At 38.6% G+C, this 17,746-nt stretch carries 11 protein-coding genes and 1 pseudogene; 3 read left to right on the forward strand and 9 right to left on the reverse strand.

All coding sequences use genetic code 11. The annotated features are described in order from the left end of the window. Positions 1 to 145: 145 nt before the first annotated feature. From AC2TFD_RS30165 to AC2TFD_RS30180, 4 genes are all read right to left on the reverse strand, one after another. Positions 146 to 1,534, reverse strand: coding sequence for an amino acid permease (locus AC2TFD_RS30165; RefSeq protein WP_335511807.1), 1,389 nt, complete (start codon positions 1,532 to 1,534; stop codon positions 146 to 148). A 217-nt stretch (positions 1,535 to 1,751) separates the two neighbouring features. Further along, the gene (locus AC2TFD_RS30170; protein WP_484674731.1) at positions 1,752 to 2,120 is read right to left on the reverse strand and encodes a RidA family protein; all 369 of its coding nucleotides are present in this window, start codon (positions 2,118 to 2,120) and stop codon (positions 1,752 to 1,754) included. Between the two features lie 153 nt (positions 2,121 to 2,273). Next, the gene (locus AC2TFD_RS30175; RefSeq protein WP_484674732.1) at positions 2,274 to 3,710 is read right to left on the reverse strand and encodes a tryptophanase; all 1,437 of its coding nucleotides are present in this window, start codon (positions 3,708 to 3,710) and stop codon (positions 2,274 to 2,276) included. Between the two features lie 186 nt (positions 3,711 to 3,896). Beyond that, positions 3,897 to 5,510: a sigma 54-interacting transcriptional regulator gene (locus tag AC2TFD_RS30180; RefSeq protein ID WP_484674733.1), complete on the reverse strand. Its 1,614-nt coding sequence runs from the start codon at positions 5,508 to 5,510 to the stop codon at positions 3,897 to 3,899. Positions 5,511 to 5,602: 92 nt separating this feature from the next. Between AC2TFD_RS30180 and AC2TFD_RS30185 the strand changes: the two genes are divergently transcribed. Both AC2TFD_RS30185 and AC2TFD_RS30190 read left to right on the forward strand, forming a co-directional pair. Beyond that, positions 5,603 to 6,013, forward strand: coding sequence for a PAS domain-containing protein (locus AC2TFD_RS30185; protein ID WP_484674734.1), 411 nt, complete (start codon positions 5,603 to 5,605; stop codon positions 6,011 to 6,013). A 545-nt stretch (positions 6,014 to 6,558) separates the two neighbouring features. Next, a complete protein-coding gene (locus tag AC2TFD_RS30190; RefSeq protein WP_484674735.1) occupies positions 6,559 to 7,128 on the forward strand; it encodes an acetylglutamate kinase in 570 nt (189 codons plus the stop codon). Positions 7,129 to 7,305: 177 nt separating this feature from the next. On the opposite strand, the gene AC2TFD_RS30195 is transcribed toward AC2TFD_RS30190, so the two are convergent. Beyond that, the gene (locus tag AC2TFD_RS30195) at positions 7,306 to 9,219 is read right to left on the reverse strand and encodes a PhoX family protein (RefSeq protein ID WP_484674736.1); all 1,914 of its coding nucleotides are present in this window, start codon (positions 9,217 to 9,219) and stop codon (positions 7,306 to 7,308) included. Positions 9,220 to 9,676: 457 nt separating this feature from the next. Here AC2TFD_RS30195 and AC2TFD_RS30200 point away from each other — a divergent pair, with 457 nt between their 5' ends. Next, positions 9,677 to 11,629 carry a bifunctional 2',3'-cyclic-nucleotide 2'-phosphodiesterase/3'-nucleotidase gene (locus tag AC2TFD_RS30200; protein WP_484676393.1) on the forward strand — a complete coding sequence of 651 codons (1,953 nt, stop codon included), beginning with the start codon at positions 9,677 to 9,679 and terminating at the stop codon, positions 11,627 to 11,629. A 116-nt stretch (positions 11,630 to 11,745) separates the two neighbouring features. On the opposite strand, the pseudogene AC2TFD_RS30205 reads toward AC2TFD_RS30200, so the two are convergent. The 4 genes and pseudogenes from AC2TFD_RS30205 to AC2TFD_RS30220 all read right to left on the reverse strand — a co-directional run bounded on the left by AC2TFD_RS30205 (position 11,746) and on the right by AC2TFD_RS30220 (position 17,735). Beyond that, positions 11,746 to 12,440 (reverse strand): annotated as a pseudogene (locus AC2TFD_RS30205) (efflux RND transporter permease subunit). A gap of 44 nt (positions 12,441 to 12,484) precedes the next feature. Beyond that, positions 12,485 to 13,672, reverse strand: a complete 1,188-nt coding sequence (locus AC2TFD_RS30210; RefSeq protein WP_484674737.1) for an amidohydrolase — start codon at positions 13,670 to 13,672, stop codon at positions 12,485 to 12,487. Positions 13,673 to 13,750: 78 nt separating this feature from the next. Then, the gene (locus tag AC2TFD_RS30215) at positions 13,751 to 15,181 is read right to left on the reverse strand and encodes an MFS transporter (protein WP_484674738.1); all 1,431 of its coding nucleotides are present in this window, start codon (positions 15,179 to 15,181) and stop codon (positions 13,751 to 13,753) included. A 214-nt stretch (positions 15,182 to 15,395) separates the two neighbouring features. Then, on the reverse strand, positions 15,396 to 17,735 hold the full coding sequence (locus AC2TFD_RS30220) for a helix-turn-helix domain-containing protein (RefSeq protein WP_484674739.1): 2,340 nt from the start codon (positions 17,733 to 17,735) through the stop codon (positions 15,396 to 15,398). Positions 17,736 to 17,746: the final 11 nt, after the last annotated feature.

Below are 17,746 nucleotides of genomic sequence, written 5' to 3' on the forward strand. Positions count from 1 at the left end.
GTGGACTTGTCGCTTCAAAGGCGCCAAAGCGGATGAGAGAGCAGAATTGAAAATAGGAATCCCCTCGCATTTCTATGCAAGGGGATCATTAAAATTTTCAACAAAGTCAATTTTTTTAAATATGAATCTGTTAATGTCTAGGTGACTAATTAGCTTTCTTAAGATATTTGCTATCGTCCATTCCTTTTCCACGTCCCTTAAGTTTATAGGCAATAATTAAGATACCCAACCAAACAGGGGCAAGGTAAAGGGATACACGGAAATCTGGCAGAAACCACATTAAAACAATCAGCATTCCTAAATAAGCCATTGTTACATAATTGGAAATCGGGTAGAAAGGCATTTTAAACTTTAACAGCCCTGCTTCACTAGGACTAATGATTCTTCTAAACTTATTATGAGTGATTAAAATCATAATCCAGTTAATAATAATAGCTAGAACTGCAATTGACATGACAATCCCGAATACTTGCCCTGGCAAAAATGCGTTTAAAATAACCGCTATACCGACAACACCCGATGAGAATAATACACAATAAATTGGAACGCCTGTTTTCCCAACCTTTTTTAGGAATTTCGGAGCGTTTCCTTGATTTGCAAGTCCGAAAAGCATGCGGGCGTTACTATACAAGCAGCTGTTATATGCAGAGAATGTTGCGGTAAGTACGATAACATTTAAAATGGATGCAGCCGCTGGAATTCCTAACTGATCAAAAATCAATACGAATGGACTTCCCTTTAAGCCTACTTTATCCCAAGGGAATAAAGTGACCAATACAAGCATGGAACCTACATAGAAAATAAGGATTCGGTAAAGTACCTGATTGATGGCTTTAGGAATCGTTTTGTCAGGGTTTTCTGCTTCACCGGCAGTAATACCAATCAGCTCGACACCGCCAAACGCAAAGGTTACAACGACCAAGGACAACAATAATCCTTTAAATCCCTTAGGCAGGAATCCCCCATGTTCCCATAAATTCGAAAACCCAATTGCTTCTCCTCCATACCCAAAACCGAAGAAAACAATCGCAAGGCCAAAAAGAATCATAACAATAACTGCTAAAACTTTAATAATTGCTCCCCAAAATTCTATTTCGCCAAAAGCTTTTACTCCAATTAGGTTTATGCCGGTAATAATCAGGAACATTACAAATCCCGACACCCACTGCGGAATATCAGGGAACCAATAGTTGACATAGATCCCCACCGCGGTTATTTCAGCCATTGATACAGCCACATAACAGAACCAATAGTTCCAGCCGGAAATAAAACCTGCCATTTCTCCCCAATATTTATAAGCAAATGTACTAAACGCACCTGAAACAGGTGTATGTACAGTCATTTCACCCATGCAGCGCATAACTAGGAAAATAAAAAATCCACCGAGTGCATACGATAACATTACTGCTGGACCCACAAGCCCGATTGTTGATGCCGAGCCATAGAATAAGCCTGTCCCGATAGCCCCTCCTAGAGCAATCAACTGGATATGCCTATTTTTGAGACCCCTTTTTAATTCTTGGTTTTCCTCCATATTTCCCACGCTCCAATTTGTTTTGCATTGTTACAAACGAATGATTAATAAAGCAAATTTGGATCTGAAATAAAAGAAAATCAGGTAAGACGGACTGAAAGAGGATTCTACAGGTAGACGTCCTCAGAGATGGAATGACTGAGGTGGAGGTCGGCAGCCTATTTTGTTTCGATCACTTTCATTTCCAAGGGACTAACTTTTTAAAAGACTCACCTTGTTATTTTACAGCAATTACTTCTACTTCACACAATACCCCTTTTGGGAGCTCCTTTACAGCTACACAACTACGTGCAGGTTTTGACACAAAATACTTGGCATAAACTTCGTTAAAAGCTGTGAAGTTATTCATATCTGCTAAAAAGCACGTTGTTTTAAAAACGCTTTCAAAATTGACCCCAGCAGCATCTAAAATAGCACCGACGTTTTTACAGGATTGTTCTGTTTGCGCACGAATGCCTTCGGGAATTTCACCATTTTCAGGATTAACCGGAATCTGGCCTGAAATATAAACCATTCCGTTAACCTCATAGCCTTGTGAGTATGGTCCAATTGCCCCAGGTGCATTTGCTGTTTCAATCAGTTTCATGTTATAAATCCCCTTTTTAGAAGTATATTATATCGACATTTTTTTTTCATTTTGCTTAAAGCAAGGCGGCGCTTTCCCGTTGAAAAGTCGCCGCCTTTTACAAAAATACTATAGACAGGGTTAGTCCAGCACGAATGGTTGGTTGCTATTCTATTAGATTGTAACTAGCTCTTCAATTTTTTTTGCAGTTTCTTCAGCTGTTCCAGTAATTGGTTCTAAGCTTGCCTGGAAGTGGCGAAGAATTGGCGGCTCCCAAGAGATTTTGTATCCGCGCTTGATTTCATGTGCTCTTTCTTTAATGTTAATTAATGCATCCACTACAACATCTAAATGTGCTTGTGTATATACCCTTCTTGGAATAGCCAAGCGGGTAAATTCAAAGTCTGCCTTCAATTGCTCTTTGGTGTCAGGGTCATTTCCGAGCATATAAGAGCCAATATCGCAGGTACGGATTCCAGCTTCTTTATATAATTCAATCGCTAACACTTGTCCTGGATATTCATTGTAAGGAATGTGCGGGAACATAGCCTGTGCATCTACAAACACTCCATGTCCGCCAACTGGTGCCTGGTAACCTATTCCTGCTTCATCTAAACGTGCTGCGATATACTCGCTTTGACCAATACGATAAGCAAGGTAAGATTCGTCAATTCCTTCATACATTCCAATTGCAAGCGCCTCCATGTCTCGTCCGGATAGACCGCCGTAAGTATAGAATCCTTCATAAGAAATACAGTTCGCTTTTATTTTCAGAATTAATGGGGAATTACCATCCTTAACCCCGATTAAACCGCCCATATTAACAATGGTATCTTTCTTGGCAGACATGGTGAACATATCGCCATAGCTGAACATTTGCCGAATAATTTCCTTAATAGACATATCCTTGCATTCTTCTTCTCTTTGTTTCACAAAGTATGCATTCTCTGCATAACGAGCTGCATCAATATCAAGAGGAATATTATATTTTTTACAAATCTCGGATACTTCTCTCATATTTTTCATGGAAACTGGCTGGCCGCCTGCTGAGTTATTGGTGATTGTCATAACCACGAGGCCGATATTTTCTGGGCCGTATTCATTGATTAACTTTTCTAGCTTTTCAACATCCATATTTCCTTTAAAAGGACTGCGAATGGAAGGATCCTTTGCTTCTTCTACGACACAGTCAATGGCCCTTGCACCGGCAAGTTCTACATGAGCACGGGTGGTATCAAAGAACATATTTGAGATTGCATATTTTCCTTCAGTTAAAAAGGTTGGGAACAATACCTTCTCAGCCGCACGACCTTGGTGGACAGGCTGTATGTACTGATAACCGAATATATCAATACCTGCATCGCGCAGCTTAAAGAAACTAGAAGCCCCGGCATATGCCTCGTCGCCCTTCATTATGCCGGCCCACTGATCGATACTCATTGCATTTGTTCCGCTGTCTGTTAAAAGGTCAATGTAAACGTCCTCACCTTTTAACCCAAATAAATTGAATTTCGCATCTTTAATTTTCTCTTCTCTTTCTTCACGGGATAAAATCTTGATCGGTTCTACGGATTTAATTCTAAACGGTTCTGCAACATATTTAATAGCCATATTCAAACTCCTCCTAAAAGATAAAATAGATCAATGTCACTAAATTGCTTGTAAAAGCTCTACATTGATTATTTATGCAAGTTCCATGCCAGTTTGAAAGCGCTCTAAAAACCAGAATTTCCATAGACTTCTGAAGGAGTGATAAAAAAAAGTGACAATATTATTTGTCACTGATAAAAAAACTTGTCACTTAACTGTACTAGTAATACCCAGGGCGTTCATTTTATTTAATATGGTCGTGTTGGATACACCTAGAATCTTCCCGGCTTTTCTCGACGAATTATGTTCTTTTAATACATGTGATAGAACTTGATATTCCACCTGAGCAACGATTTCCTTCATGCTAGGAAATTGCTGATTGACTGGGACCCTTATAGTAAATTCTTCACCGTCATGATTTTCAGCTTTGAGAATTGGCGTTGAAAGATCCGTCCAATCATAAAAATGCTGCAGCGTGATTACCTGTCCATCCATCATATTCATCACCCGTTCCAGCACATTTTCCAACTGCCGTACGTTTCCCGGCCATGCCTGCATTTTTAGAAGATTGATACTTTCCGTTGTTAACCAAACCTCTTTTTTTCCCAGCTTCTTTGCAATTTTTCTTAAAAGGTGTTCCGCAATCGGTTGAATATCTTCAACTCGTTCACGTAAAGGTAGTATTGTTAACGGAATTACATTTAAGCGATAATAAAGATCCTCTCTAAAAAGCTCCTTTTTAATCATTTCTTCCAGATTACGATGCGTAGCAGTGATAATGCGGACATCTACCTGAATTTCCTTCATTCCTCCTACCCTTCGGATTGTTCCCTCCTGAAGTACCCTTAATAAACGGACTTGTACCGACGGGGATATTTCTCCAATCTCATCCAAAAAAATAGTGCCATTGTTGGCTTGTTCAAATATCCCCTTTTTTCCACCCTTTAAGGCACCAGTAAAGGCACCCTCTTCATAACCAAATAATTCACTTTCCAATAATGAATCCGGCAAAGCAGCACAGTTGATAGCAATAAAAGGGGCATTTGCCCGATTTCCTTCCATATGAATGGCTCTTGCAAATAGCTCTTTGCCAGTACCGCTTTCCCCCCTAAGCATAATGGTTGAATTCCCACGTGCTACCGTTTTAGCCATCTCAATTAAGTATTTCATTTTTGCACCTTGATAAATAATATCGTCGAATGTTGTTAAACCATTCTTTAAATCTACCTTTGAAATAATCTCTTCCACATCTTTAAAATCTTTTATTGTTGCCACAGCACCAATCACATTTCCTTTTGAGTCAACAATTGGGTCGCTGCTAGTCAGAATCCGAATGAACTTTTGATTTCTTCTTATTTTCATCTCAATCAAACGATGGGATCGCCCGGTTTGGAGTGTCTCAAGAATCGGTGGATTTTTGCCAAATAGCTCATCGGCACCTCGTCCTAATGCCTCCTCGCTTGCACATTCAAAAATTTTACAGGCCAGCTTGTTTATATGCTGGATCTCCCCATTTTCGCTTACAGCAACGACACCCTCACTAATAGCATTAAGAATCGTGTTTAATTTATGTTCACGAGATTCATAGGGCATATAGTTTCGAAATGAAATCTTATTTACACCCTTTATTCCCCTTAAATCCTGCAGAAACGTTAATTTATTCTCCTCAATCGCCCGCATTTTGATAAACATTCCCTGATCCGGAATGACCTCCATGCTGATTTTATCGATTCCATTTTTCTCACAAACCTCGAATATCTCATACCCTAATCCCGTTCTGTCCTCAAAATCTATATTGATAATGATTTCATCCAGATTCATATGACTCTCCCGTTTATATATTTTTTGATACTTTGATTATACTAAGAATACCGTAAACATAAAATAGTCCCCGCCTTCTTGCAGGCAGGGACATGAAGTATTATTTAAAGGGATATCTGATTCGTAGTGCCATCTACTTTTGGTACGGTCACCTCATCTGCTTAACTGGCCGCTGGTATTCAAATAATCCTAATCGCGTCCATGGCCGTCGTAAAGAAGCGATTGGACGCCATGTACATGAGCTTCACCCAAAAGTGGCTCACCACGTTGAAAAACTATTGAAGGACTTTCATTCAGGAAAGCGTGACGAATGGGAATTTTGGTTCCCAAAACGCACTGGGGAAACTGGTCAAATTTATCAAAAATTCATGGCAGTGCGTGATAAAAACGGAAAATATCTTGGTTGCATGGATGTGACCGTTAATATCGACCTTTTCCAAGGAAAAGAAGGTAAACATACCCCTGAAACTATTGACGAATTTATAGCTGTTAAACCTGAGTAAAAAAGCTTTTCCATTTGAGAAGCTGCTGAAAAACGCACTGAATCCCATTCAATGTGTTTTTCTTTATGATAAAAGTTTTAGTCGTTACTTATGTAAACAATAGATGAATTATTACTTAGCCCCTAACGACATTGCAGTTCCACAGAACTAATAAATCCAATTGATAGATCGTTAGAGAATATTGCAACAAAGCTTAACAAAGCCAACGCCATGTAAGAAAACATTTGAGGAAAGTCTCCAACTTTTGACTCTATTTATGATACGGTTCACCACACCTACTATACCTGCAGTTTTTTTATTCCAACTACCTTTATTGGGTATTTGCCTTCAAAAAACATTGCTCGTGAATTGCGCTAACTTGGCAAAAGTATTCTCAGACAAAAAGCAAGGAGGACAAACTCCTAGCTTTTTACCCCACAGCTTTTTTTAAACTTTTTTCCGCTCTCGAGTGTCTTAGTTAAAATCAACGATTGCAAATAAGTATGTACAAGCATTTATTTATAAATTGAATATACTGGAATGATTTTGAATGTGGAGGTGAAATCATGAATACACCTTGGTTCAACGGTTCTTATATTAGTGAACAGGAAGTTCGTTTAAGTAATGCTATGCGTTTAGCTTGGGAACAACATGTATATTGGACAAGAATGACAATCAATAGCATAGCATTTAATTTACCTGATTTAGCTGCTGTTACCGCACGTCTTCTCCGAAACGCTACAGATATGGGAAATTTACTAAAGCCTTTCTATGGGAATAGAGTAGCAGATAATTTCAGCAACTTAATCAGGGATCACCTGGTCATTGCTGCTGAAATTGTTAAAGCTGCAAAAGCAGGCAATCAAAAAGCTGCAGCGGACGCAGAGAGACGTTGGTATGCAAATGGAGCAGAAATTTCCAAATTCCTTAGTAGAATAAATCCCTTTATATCAGAAAGAGAATTCAGAGAAATGTTTTTCGAACATCTAGCACTCACTATACAAGAGGCAGTATTAAATCTCCAAAAGGATTTTAAAGCTAGTATCGACGTGTTTGATAAAATTGAGGCGGAAGCTTTAGAAATGGCAGATACCATAACGGTTGCGATTGTGAGACAATTCCCTAGAAGGTTTTAAATTTAAATATATGGAAACAGTGTCTGCTCCCCATGATACAAAGCTTTAACGCATTGGAGGGGGCAGGCACTTATATCTATGATCCTAGAAAACGATAAAGCTCCAGTCTAATATGACTGGAGCCCAATTTATAACTATTTAAATTATTTTTAATTGATGTTGCTTAAATCAGTTACCTTATTTATTCTTTGGCATTTTTGATAAAGATGGCATACCAGAGATATAACCAATACCGCCTGTTTTATTAATACCAATTTGTTCGGCAACAGCTTTAAGTAGTTCTTCTTTATTAACAGCTGTAATGGACTTACCATCTACTTCATCACCAGGATGCTGGAAATTACTGAAGATGTATGAGAATCCATTGCGGTCATCAGCAGCGAATAATCCAGTTGCTTCCGCTCCTGCTGGAACAGATAAAATACGATCTAATTTTTTCGTATCAACATTATAAGCCCAAACGAAGTTATTTGTGTGGGCACCACTATCTTCTCCAATAAAGAGAGTTCTCATTGCTTCAGAGTAACTTAAGTTATCTGGATTAGCTACTTTATCTACATTCGCAGTGTTTCCATATGCATCGGCAGCAGGAAGGTCTTCCCCTACTACTAATCCAGACATGGATGGTGCTACATACGAGCTATTAATAGCCTTTCCGTTGCTATCTTTTTGGCCGCCTTGCAAGTCTAATTGATAAGTTACTCCAGCTTTAATTTTTGGTAATTGAATATGGTCTGCTGGATCTTTACCAGTTGAATCTTTTTCCATAGCCTTACTTTGATCGGCAATGGCAATATATACTTTTTTATCCTTTTCGTTTAGCGCTAGACCTTCCATTTTGTTAAATTCTGTAGTCGCACCAAGCATGGCTGCATAACGGCGAGTTTCAAGGAAGGCTGCTGCCTTTTCTTTGCCAGGTTTAAGCTTTAAGTACTCAACTTTTCCTTCATTTGAGTATGTTTTAATAGCCGTAAAACCTTCTTTAGGAGCATCTGAAGTTTCAAAAATATCATTGAATGTAATGCCGCTATCAATAATATCTTTCACTTCTTTATCCGTTGCATGTCCTAAATTAATCCATTGTAAATCTCCTGAACCACCGTTTTCAGTACCTGTTTGTTTGAATGTTGCTGCATAGAGTGTACCTGATGATAAATCTTTTTCCTTGTCAGCTACATACATAAACATTCCTGTATTGCCGCCGTCATCACCGTAAAAAACAGTTTTATTATCAGGCATTACTTTAGCTAACTCATGAGAGAAACGTCCTGTACTGTAATGTTTTTCAACTGATGTTTTACCATTCTTACCTACTGTAATTTCAGGAGTGTAGCCATAGAAATAAGGATTAGTCTTTGCTTTATCTCCGAAATAGTATTGAGCGAAAGTTTCAACTTGACTTCTTACTTTCGAAGTTGGGTTTAAGAAAAGACGTGCATCTGGTTCGTACTCTTCAGAACCTAAATGTGTATTCCATGGAGATAATGATCCGTTACATGGAATCCAAAGTCCATTTACTGCTGAAAAGTCAATTTTTTCTACATTTACAGGTTTAAGTTCACCTGTTTTTTTGTCCTGTTCCAATTCAGTTAAAGACATAGATGCTGGAACTAAACCATATGCTGATTTACCAGCAGCATCAATCGTTTGATATTCATAGTGTGTAACCATATAAAGTTTGCCGTTAATAGGCATTAATAAGCTGTTTGAATCCGGAGCATCAGAGACAAAGTATTCTCCGTTTGTGCCGCTAGGATCCTTAATTGGATTTCCATTTACATCAATGGGTGTACCTGCAGGAACTTTTTCACCTTTAACTGTTGCTACCGTATCTTCCGATTTAAATAGGTAGTTGTAAGTCAGCGGAAATGTTTTTACCTTTCCATTGATATATTTCACATCAACGGTTGCATTTGTATATGTTTTTACCATTTCATCAATCGTTGCAGGTGCTTGCATTCCATTAAATCTAATAGATTCTATTTTATTGTTATTCTGAGAAGCCGCAAATGCCGGTGTTACGGCTGGAATAGTAATAGCTAAAGCAAGTGCTAAAGTAGCCCCTTTTTTCACAAGTTTCTTATTAATCATCTAATAAATCCTCCTAATAGATTAATAGTTTACTGTTCAATTTAACATTATATTTGTAAAGTAAACGTTAATTAAGTGTATAGTTTTTGTATGTTTCTAAACATCAACTAATCCCACGTAAAACAGGAGTTTTTTCCTATACCTAACGGGCTAAAAATTGGATTGGGCCCAAACAATAATATTATTCCAGCAAAATCATTCTTATTATCCCCACTACTTTCGCCTTTTCAGAGAAACGGAGCTGAAGAACCTCCTACAGCTACTCATCGCAGGAATTTAGACCTATTTATTTACATGAAGTTTACGAACTTTTAAGAATTCTCCAGCCTATAGGCACATTTATGTATTGGAACTACTCTATATAATTTAAATTGGTTTGAAACAAAACATGTATAAGGAGCTGTTTCCATTGAAAAAACCGTTCGTTCAAGCAGGTAAAAGATTAGCAGCAACTACTATGGCATTATCCGTCTTAGCTGCTCCCCTTTCGTATCATACTGTGATGGCTGCCAAGCCCGATCAGACTGGAAAACACGAGGTATCCATAAGGATTCTTGGAACGACAGATCTTCACACCAATATTTATAACTATGACTATTATAAGGATGCTGGGACGCTTGAATTTGGTCTTGCCAAAACAGCTGCCCTGATCAAAGAAGCTAGAGCGGAAGCGAAAAACACTCTCCTCTTTGATAATGGTGACTTGATTCAAGGAAACCCGCTTGGTGATTATAAAGCAAGAGTGGACAAGCTTGAGGAGGGAGAACTTCATCCAGTCTTTCAAGCAATGAAACAATTAGATTACGATGCAGCAACTCTTGGAAACCATGAGTTTAATTATGGACTAGAGTTCCTTGATGAAGTATTGGACGATGCACCAATGCCTTATGTTAGTGCCAATGTGTTTAAGGATGATCACGATAACGACCCATCCAATGATGACCATTACTTCAAACCTTATACTATTTTAAAGAAGAAAGTAGTAGACGACAGAGGGAAAACGCAAGTGATTAAAGTTGGTGTAGTCGGGGCTGTCGCTCCGCAAATCATGCAATGGGATAAAGCCCATCTTGCTGGTAAGGTGACCACGAAGGATATTGTAAAATCAGTCGAAGCACAAATCCCAAAAATGAAAGAAGAAGGCGCTGATCTAATTATTGCCTTGGCCCATACTGGAATTGGTGATGAAAAAATCAGTGATATGGAGGAAAATGCCGCCTACGACCTAACAAAGATAGAAGGCATCGATGCCATTATTTCCGGTCACAGTCATTCCACATTCCCAGGAAACTATGGAAATCTTCCGGGGGTAGATACGGAAAAAGGGACGATCAATGGGGTACCTGTTGTAATGGCAGGAAGCTGGGGTAGCCACCTTGGTGTCATTGATTTAAAAATTGCAAAAGAAAAAGGGAAATGGCTAGTTAAAGATTCTGAGTCAGAATTACGAGCAATTTATGATAAAACAACGAAAACAAGCTTGGCGGAGCCTGATATCGAAGTATTAGAAGCTGTTAAAGAAGCACACGAAGCAACCATTAAGTATATCCGCCAGCCGGTGGGAACTACGACAGCAGATATTCACAGCTATTTTGCCCTTGCTCAGGATGACCCTTCCATCCAGATTGTGACAAACGCTCAAAAGTGGTATGTGGAGAAAAAAGTGAAGGGTACCTCTGATGAAAACCTGCCAATTCTTTCTGCAGGTGCGCCATTTAAAGCAGGCTTCGGAGGCGACTATACGTATATTCCAGCAGGAACGATTGCGATTAAAAATGTGGCAGATCTTTATCTTTATCCAAACACCGTTGCTACAATTAAAATTACCGGTGCGGATGTAAAAGAATGGCTTGAAATGTCCGTCGGTCAGTTTAATCAAATTGACCCAACTTCAGATAAAGAGCAGCCATTAATTAATAACAGCTATCCAACCTATAACTATGACGTGATAGATGGAGTAACATATGAAATTGATGTAACAGAGCCGGCTAAGTATGACAGAAATGGCAATCTGGTTCATGCTGAGGCAAACCGTATTAAAAATTTACAGTACAATGGCCAGCCAATTGATCTTGAACAGGAGTTCCTTGTTGCAACAAACAACTACCGTGCAGGAGGAAATTTCCCTGGAGTCAGAAATCAAACAGCAGTCGAAATGTACCCAGATGAAAACCGTCAGGCGATCATTGATTATATTCAGGAACAACAAACCATTGACCCTTCTGCAGATGAAAACTGGACCTTCGCTCCTGTTACTAATGAAGTAAAAGTTGTATTTGAATCTTCTCTAAACGCACAAAATTCGATTTCATCTAAAAGCGGGATTAAATTTATCAGCGAAACCGCAAACGGATCTGGAAAGTATTCTTTGAAACTGCCAGTTGCCGAAGCTCAGCTAATTTTGAAATAGCCGTGTCAAAATGACAGTAAATATTACTTTTTTGATAGACATTTTTATAAGGTAAATTAAAAGCCAGATGGGATTTTCCAACTATCATATATCCTGTCTGGCCTTTAATCTCTATTTTATTCTGTCATATCAAGAAGCCCCGCTATCTTTGGTACACTTTCTTTTGTGGCAACCACTGCTTCATCGTGCTTCTTGCTAAATCTCACCTTAATGGAACTCAAAATATGATACGTCGTTGGTACAATAACCAAGGTTAACAGAGTCGAAGCCAAAAGCCCAGAAATAACAACAATCGCTAAGGACCTCGAAATCAATCCGCCCTCACTGGACATAGCTAATGGCAACAGTGCACCAATTGTTGCAAGTGCCGTCATTAAAATTGGCGAAGACGTGTCTTACCTGCTTCAAGTAGGGCAGCTCTGATCTGCATTCCCTTCTTTTCATTCTGCTTTACACGCTCCATTAATACAATCGCATTGGTAACAACGATTCCGATTAACATCAAGAATCCAACAAGCGCCGGCATCCCAAGGGATTGCCCAGACAAATACAATCCCAGCAATCCACCCGAGAACAAGAAAGGCAAGGAAGATAAAATGGCAATTTGCATGATCATATTACCAAACGCCACCAACATCACGATAAATACAAGTACAATCGCAATCGCCATATTGATAAACCCTTCGTTCATCGCTTGCGCTTGACCCTCCGAGTGATAGGTTACCCCCTCTGGCAGATCTAACGTTTTAAGAACCTTATCGACCTCTGCCTGCACGCCTAAAACAATGCCTCTATTTATGGTACGATTCACCGTGGATAGTGAGGATCAGAATAACCGTCCCCATGGTTTATACATTAGTCTATTTGATAATAACTGCATACAACTTGTCCAACAGCTTTTGCAGCCACAAGGAGGGCATCTTCATCGATATCAAATTTTGGATGATGATTGAAATAAGGATTTTCTATTCCTTTTGGTGTACATGCAATGTAAAAAAAGCATGCAGGGAATTTTTCGGCATAATAAGCAAAATCTTCAGATGGAGACATTGCCGGAAATTCTTTTACTTCTTTAATATCTTGATCATCCATGCTTCGTAAGCTTTCAGCAACCATTGCCGTAAGCTCAGGATCATTGTATAAAGGTGGATAATCTGGTGTATAGGATAGCTCACAGGTTACGCCAAATTCTTCTTCAATCCCTTTCACGAGCCGTCTTACTTCTTTCTCAATCTTTTCTTTTGTTTCTACCGTCATATAGCGAATATCGCCTTCTAATTCGACGCTGTCCTTAATTACGTTGAATGTCCCTTTTCCATCAAAAGAACCGATGGTGATAACACCGATTTCAAAAGGACTTAATCTGCGGCTTACAATGGTTTGCGCAGCTGTAACAAAATGGGCAGCAGCCACAATGGCATCGTTAGCTAGATGAGGAGAGGATCCATGTCCGCCTCTTCCTTGAACTTTCAATTTCATGTATGCCCGTCCATTAAAGGAGTAGCCTGCATGATATCCAACGGTTCCTGCTGCTCCCATCGGCAGCAAATGAATGCCATAAACCGCATCTAAGTCGTCAAGCAACCCTGACTCGACAATACTCTTCGCTCCGCCTGGCGGCACTTCTTCTGCATGCTGGTGAATGATTTTGATCGTACCTGGAATGGAGCCTTTTAACTGGATTAGGCAATCGGCCAAAACTAACATGTAAGCCGTATGTCCATCATGACCGCACGCATGCATAACGCCTTCATTTTTTGATTTAAACGGTACATCCGTTTCTTCTGTAATAGGAAGGGCATCAAAATCAGCCCGCAGGCCAATGGTTTTTCCAGGTTTTCCACCTTTAATCGTTACAACAATTCCGAAACCATTGCCAACATTTGTTTGAATATCGACATCTTTGCCTTTATAAAAATCTGCAATGAACTGAGCCGTCTTCTCCTCTTTAAATGAAATCTCAGGATTTTCATGTAAATAGCGGCGAATGGAGATGATTTCCTCTTTTCGTGACGCTAACATCGTCATTAATTCACTTTTCATCATTTTCGTCTCCTTTTTTATGGTGTAGATCGAAAGATCCCCTATTCTATAAAAACGAGCTGAATCCGACTTCTATTTTTAATTCGCGACCTTCTGTGGTGCTTGTGTGTGTATTTTTGCTGCTGAAGCTTGCGATGTTTTCCCTGCATTCGTTGGAACCATGATGACAATCGAAAGAATTGAAAGGATTCCGAATACAACGTTTACGATAATCCCTACGGATGCAGCAGCCTCAATATTTCCAGTCGCTGCAACTGAACTATATACCGTTGCAGATATAGCAACGCCGATTGCACCGCCTAATGAGCTAGCCATCTTATAAACCCCTGCAGCTTCACCTACTTTGTCTGATGGTGCATTGGATACGGATGTATCCGTAGATGGTGTTGCATATACGCCTAATCCAAGACCAAATAAAGCAAACCCAATGAATACAACAACTGTGTAAGTAAAATCAGGCAAGAAAGTTAATCCCATAAACGCTACACCCACTGTCGTGATGACAGCGCCCCAAATCATCGGCAATTTTGCACCGGCTCTTTGCAAGATTTTTTCACCGACGCGAATCATCGCAAGAACGGCTACTAAATATCCAATGGATAGCATCCCTGACTGAAATGCAGTAAATCCACGGCCAACCTGAACATACGTATTGGCAACAACTAATGTTCCGGCAATCGCGTTTAACAAAAAGTTTGAATACGTCGCACCTGCATATGGTTTATTTTTAAATAAAGAAAAATCAATAAGGGCAATTTTTTTTCTTTTTTCAACCTTGAAGAAGACAATCGCTCCGACAATGGTAATGATGGCTGTGATAATAGAAGTTGGGCTTGTCCAGCCTAAGTCTGCACCGAATGTAATAAAAACGTTCATGGCAATCATCGTAACGATAAAGATGGCTAAACCGCTAAAATCGAATTTAAATGCACCGGCTCCTTCCGCTTTGCTTTCAGGTGTATCTTTAATCAGCAACATAGCAAGAAGGGCAAAAATAATTGAGAAAATAAAAATCCATTTCCATCCCATATACGTTGCAATGGCACCACCTGCAAACGAACAAACTCCTGAACCTCCCCAAGATCCAATAGACCAGTAACTAAGTGCACGTTGTCTGTCTTTTCCATCAAAGTAAGCCTTCATTAGCGCTATCGTTGACGGCATAATACAAGCGGCCGAAAGTCCTTGGATAATCCTTCCGATAATTAATAATACAGCTCCGTTTGCTAAAACAAGGCATAAGGACCCAATAATACTTAAAATTAACCCGATATAGGTGACTTTTTTACGGCCTATTTTATCTGCGATTCCGCCAGCTGCTACAATAAACATTCCTGAGAATAAAGCTGTTAAACTGATGGCGATATTTAGCGTTCCATATGAAACCCCTAAATCTGATTGTACGGCCGGGACTACATTGACCATTGCCTGTGCAAAAAGCCAAAATGTGATAACCCCAAACACAATCCCAGTGATCATCTTATCTGTACCTTTGTAATTTTTCTCCATGGTTGAACCTCCGATTTTGAATTTCTACACCATGATTATAAAAATTTCCGCTTAATTAAGAGAGTCAATTTTCATGTAAAACCACATGACAATATATAAAATTATTAACTTGTTTTTTAACAAGGTGAAAATTATAGGGTTGATTTTTTACATCCAAGCAAAAAAAGGTCAAAACCCGCACTTTGTAAAAAGCTGCAGGGTTTGACCTTCGTTATCATTTATATGTTTTTCGAATATCAAAAAAGTGAATCGCATTACTTGTTAAATAAGAATAAAATGACCAATCCTCTTCAATCGATTCATCAAAGATTTCTAAAGAAGGCCTGCTGGAATTGATAATATAATCAATGATTTCAGCATCCATGCCATGTTTACTGTTTAAATTCCACCATTTTGTGTATAAGGCTCCATGATTTTTATCAAACACATGCTTGCGTATTTGATATTCTCCTTTTGGTATTCCAGAAATCGTTACATGAATTTCTTTATTCAGTTTTTGAAGAAATGTTTCTTCAACAGAGAAATAAGGATTGATGATATTACAATTCATAAGAATCAACTGATATCCCCGCTCATTCTGAGTCATCACGTAATCCTTACCCTGTGCCACTATCTCGCCATGGAGGCGTTTCAAAAACATCAACGCAAAATAAGCTGGTCGTTTTCCGTTTAGATAATGGAATAATTCTACCCCATCCATTCGATATCGCATATCTTTTCCTGCGTCTTCATGGACGATGGTATTAATCCAGAGAGCAACTGTTTTCACATCATTTGCTATTTCCAATACATTTTTCAAGACTAATGCACCTCGAAAAAAGGTGCCGTTCGTATACCTGGTATTGCCTGACAACGTGTTCCATGATACAAGATGAAGTGGTTTTTCTAGATTATTCTTTTTTAAATAGCGCTTCATCCTGTTGGTTTTTTCTTTAATATAATCTTTGGCTAATTCAAATTTAGTATCCGCCATTTCTTTAAAATCAATGACTTCATTTTGGTTAGCATTATAACCGATAAAATCAATCGAATCGCTATATTTAAGCTGCCATTCATGATGATCGCTTGTCTTTTCTTTGCGGAAAGAAAAAGGCATATACACTCCAACCTGAATGGAAGGTATCATTGTTTTTAATAGTTTATGAAGTTTTAAATAAACCCGCTGCAGTTCTTTTGCTTTGACTCCAGTATAATACGGCTCATAAAACATCACATGCCATTGTTGAATAAATGATTCCCCGTATAGCTGCAAACAATGTTTGATAAATTGGCTGAGTTTTGTAAAATATTGCTCTTCATTTCTCGAAATATCTTGATAATCGCTCCGGACATACAATGATAAGTCATGTTTTTTCATGAATTCCAAAGCACTATCAATATTAAAATACGGTGATGTTGTCGGAATCACTTCATCTGTCTCTACCTCAGGAGGAATGGCTGTATTGTTAAAAAGATGACGAACGCCGATATACTTTAGCTGCAAATCCCTTTTCACATCTAGTACTTGCGAACGAACATCTTCTCTTAATAATTCAATTATTCCTCCAATAATAAGAATGTGATGAGGATAATGTAATATCATTGGCACCGGTTGAGACAAGGTTATCGGCAGCTTTTCATAGCTTGTCTCTGTATGTGTATAAGATTTTTGATCATCTAACATAATGCTGCTTAATTTTGCAATAATTTCTGGTGACTGGATAAGATTTGAAACATCGACTTTGCTATAGCTTTGAACGGAATCTTCTTTTTGGACAGAATGGCTATCTCGATATGCATTTGGGGTCATTCCGTACACTTCTTTAAATAAAGTTGAAAAAGACTTTGTATTTGGAAAGCCATTGTTCATGGCGATTTGGGAAATCGAGTCTGTTGTGTAAAGTAAATCCTTCATACTATGCTTAAGCCTGATATTCATTACATAACGACTAAATCCCATTCCGATTTTCTGTTTAAAATAGCGGGAAAGATAGCCTTTTGAAAGAAAAAATTTCTTTGCAATCTCTTCTAATGTAAGCATCTGATCATAGTTTTTTTCCAGATAGTCAATAATCTGGGATAAACGCAGGTCACCTGTATCCATTTTCTGAAGAACACTGCCTTCTTCTTTAAAGCTACGAATCAATATAATCAACATTTGACAGATAAAGCTTTTAATCTCAATTCGGTAGCTTTCGTCTTGTTTATAATAACTAATCATCACATTTGCCAGCAGCTTGCGAATGGAAGAAATCATATCTTCTCTTCCGAGATCAATTTCTCTTGAATAGCATTCAAATCGCCGATTTCGGTAGTCGGCATAATGATGGTCCATAAAACCATCCGAAATCGATAAAATCATTACCCGATTATTTTCACTTCCTTGAACCTGGTAAAGCTGATTATGATTAATGACAAGCAAATCATTTTCTTCCATTTGATAAAAGCGGCTCGATGTTTCTATTTTTAATTGACCACTAATGACGAGAATAAATTGAATTCCTTTATTTATTCTTGGTACTAGTAATTCAATATGTTGAAATGATATTTGAAACTCTGACAATGGATCGTTCAATCCAATCACTC

Source organism: Neobacillus sp. plas4, assembly GCF_057221695.1.

Bases quoted from the DNA above. Each gene is read 5' to 3' on its own strand.
- AC2TFD_RS30170 (WP_484674731.1), bottom strand. From the start codon at position 2,120: ATGAAACTGATTGAAACAGCAAATGCACCTGGGGCAATTGGACCATAC.
- AC2TFD_RS30180 (WP_484674733.1), bottom strand. From the start codon at position 5,510: ATGAATCTGGATGAAATCATTATCAATATAGATTTTGAGGACAGAACG.
- AC2TFD_RS30195 (WP_484674736.1), bottom strand. From the start codon at position 9,219: ATGATTAATAAGAAACTTGTGAAAAAAGGGGCTACTTTAGCACTTGCT.
- AC2TFD_RS30175 (WP_484674732.1), bottom strand. From the start codon at position 3,710: ATGGCTATTAAATATGTTGCAGAACCGTTTAGAATTAAATCCGTAGAA.
- AC2TFD_RS30215 (WP_484674738.1), bottom strand. From the start codon at position 15,181: ATGGAGAAAAATTACAAAGGTACAGATAAGATGATCACTGGGATTGTG.
- AC2TFD_RS30190 (WP_484674735.1), top strand. From the start codon at position 6,559: ATGAATACACCTTGGTTCAACGGTTCTTATATTAGTGAACAGGAAGTT.
- AC2TFD_RS30185 (WP_484674734.1), top strand. From the start codon at position 5,603: ATGAAGTATTATTTAAAGGGATATCTGATTCGTAGTGCCATCTACTTT.
- AC2TFD_RS30200 (WP_484676393.1), top strand. From the start codon at position 9,677: ATGGCATTATCCGTCTTAGCTGCTCCCCTTTCGTATCATACTGTGATG.
- AC2TFD_RS30165 (WP_335511807.1), bottom strand. From the start codon at position 1,534: ATGGAGGAAAACCAAGAATTAAAAAGGGGTCTCAAAAATAGGCATATC.
- AC2TFD_RS30210 (WP_484674737.1), bottom strand. From the start codon at position 13,672: ATGAAAAGTGAATTAATGACGATGTTAGCGTCACGAAAAGAGGAAATC.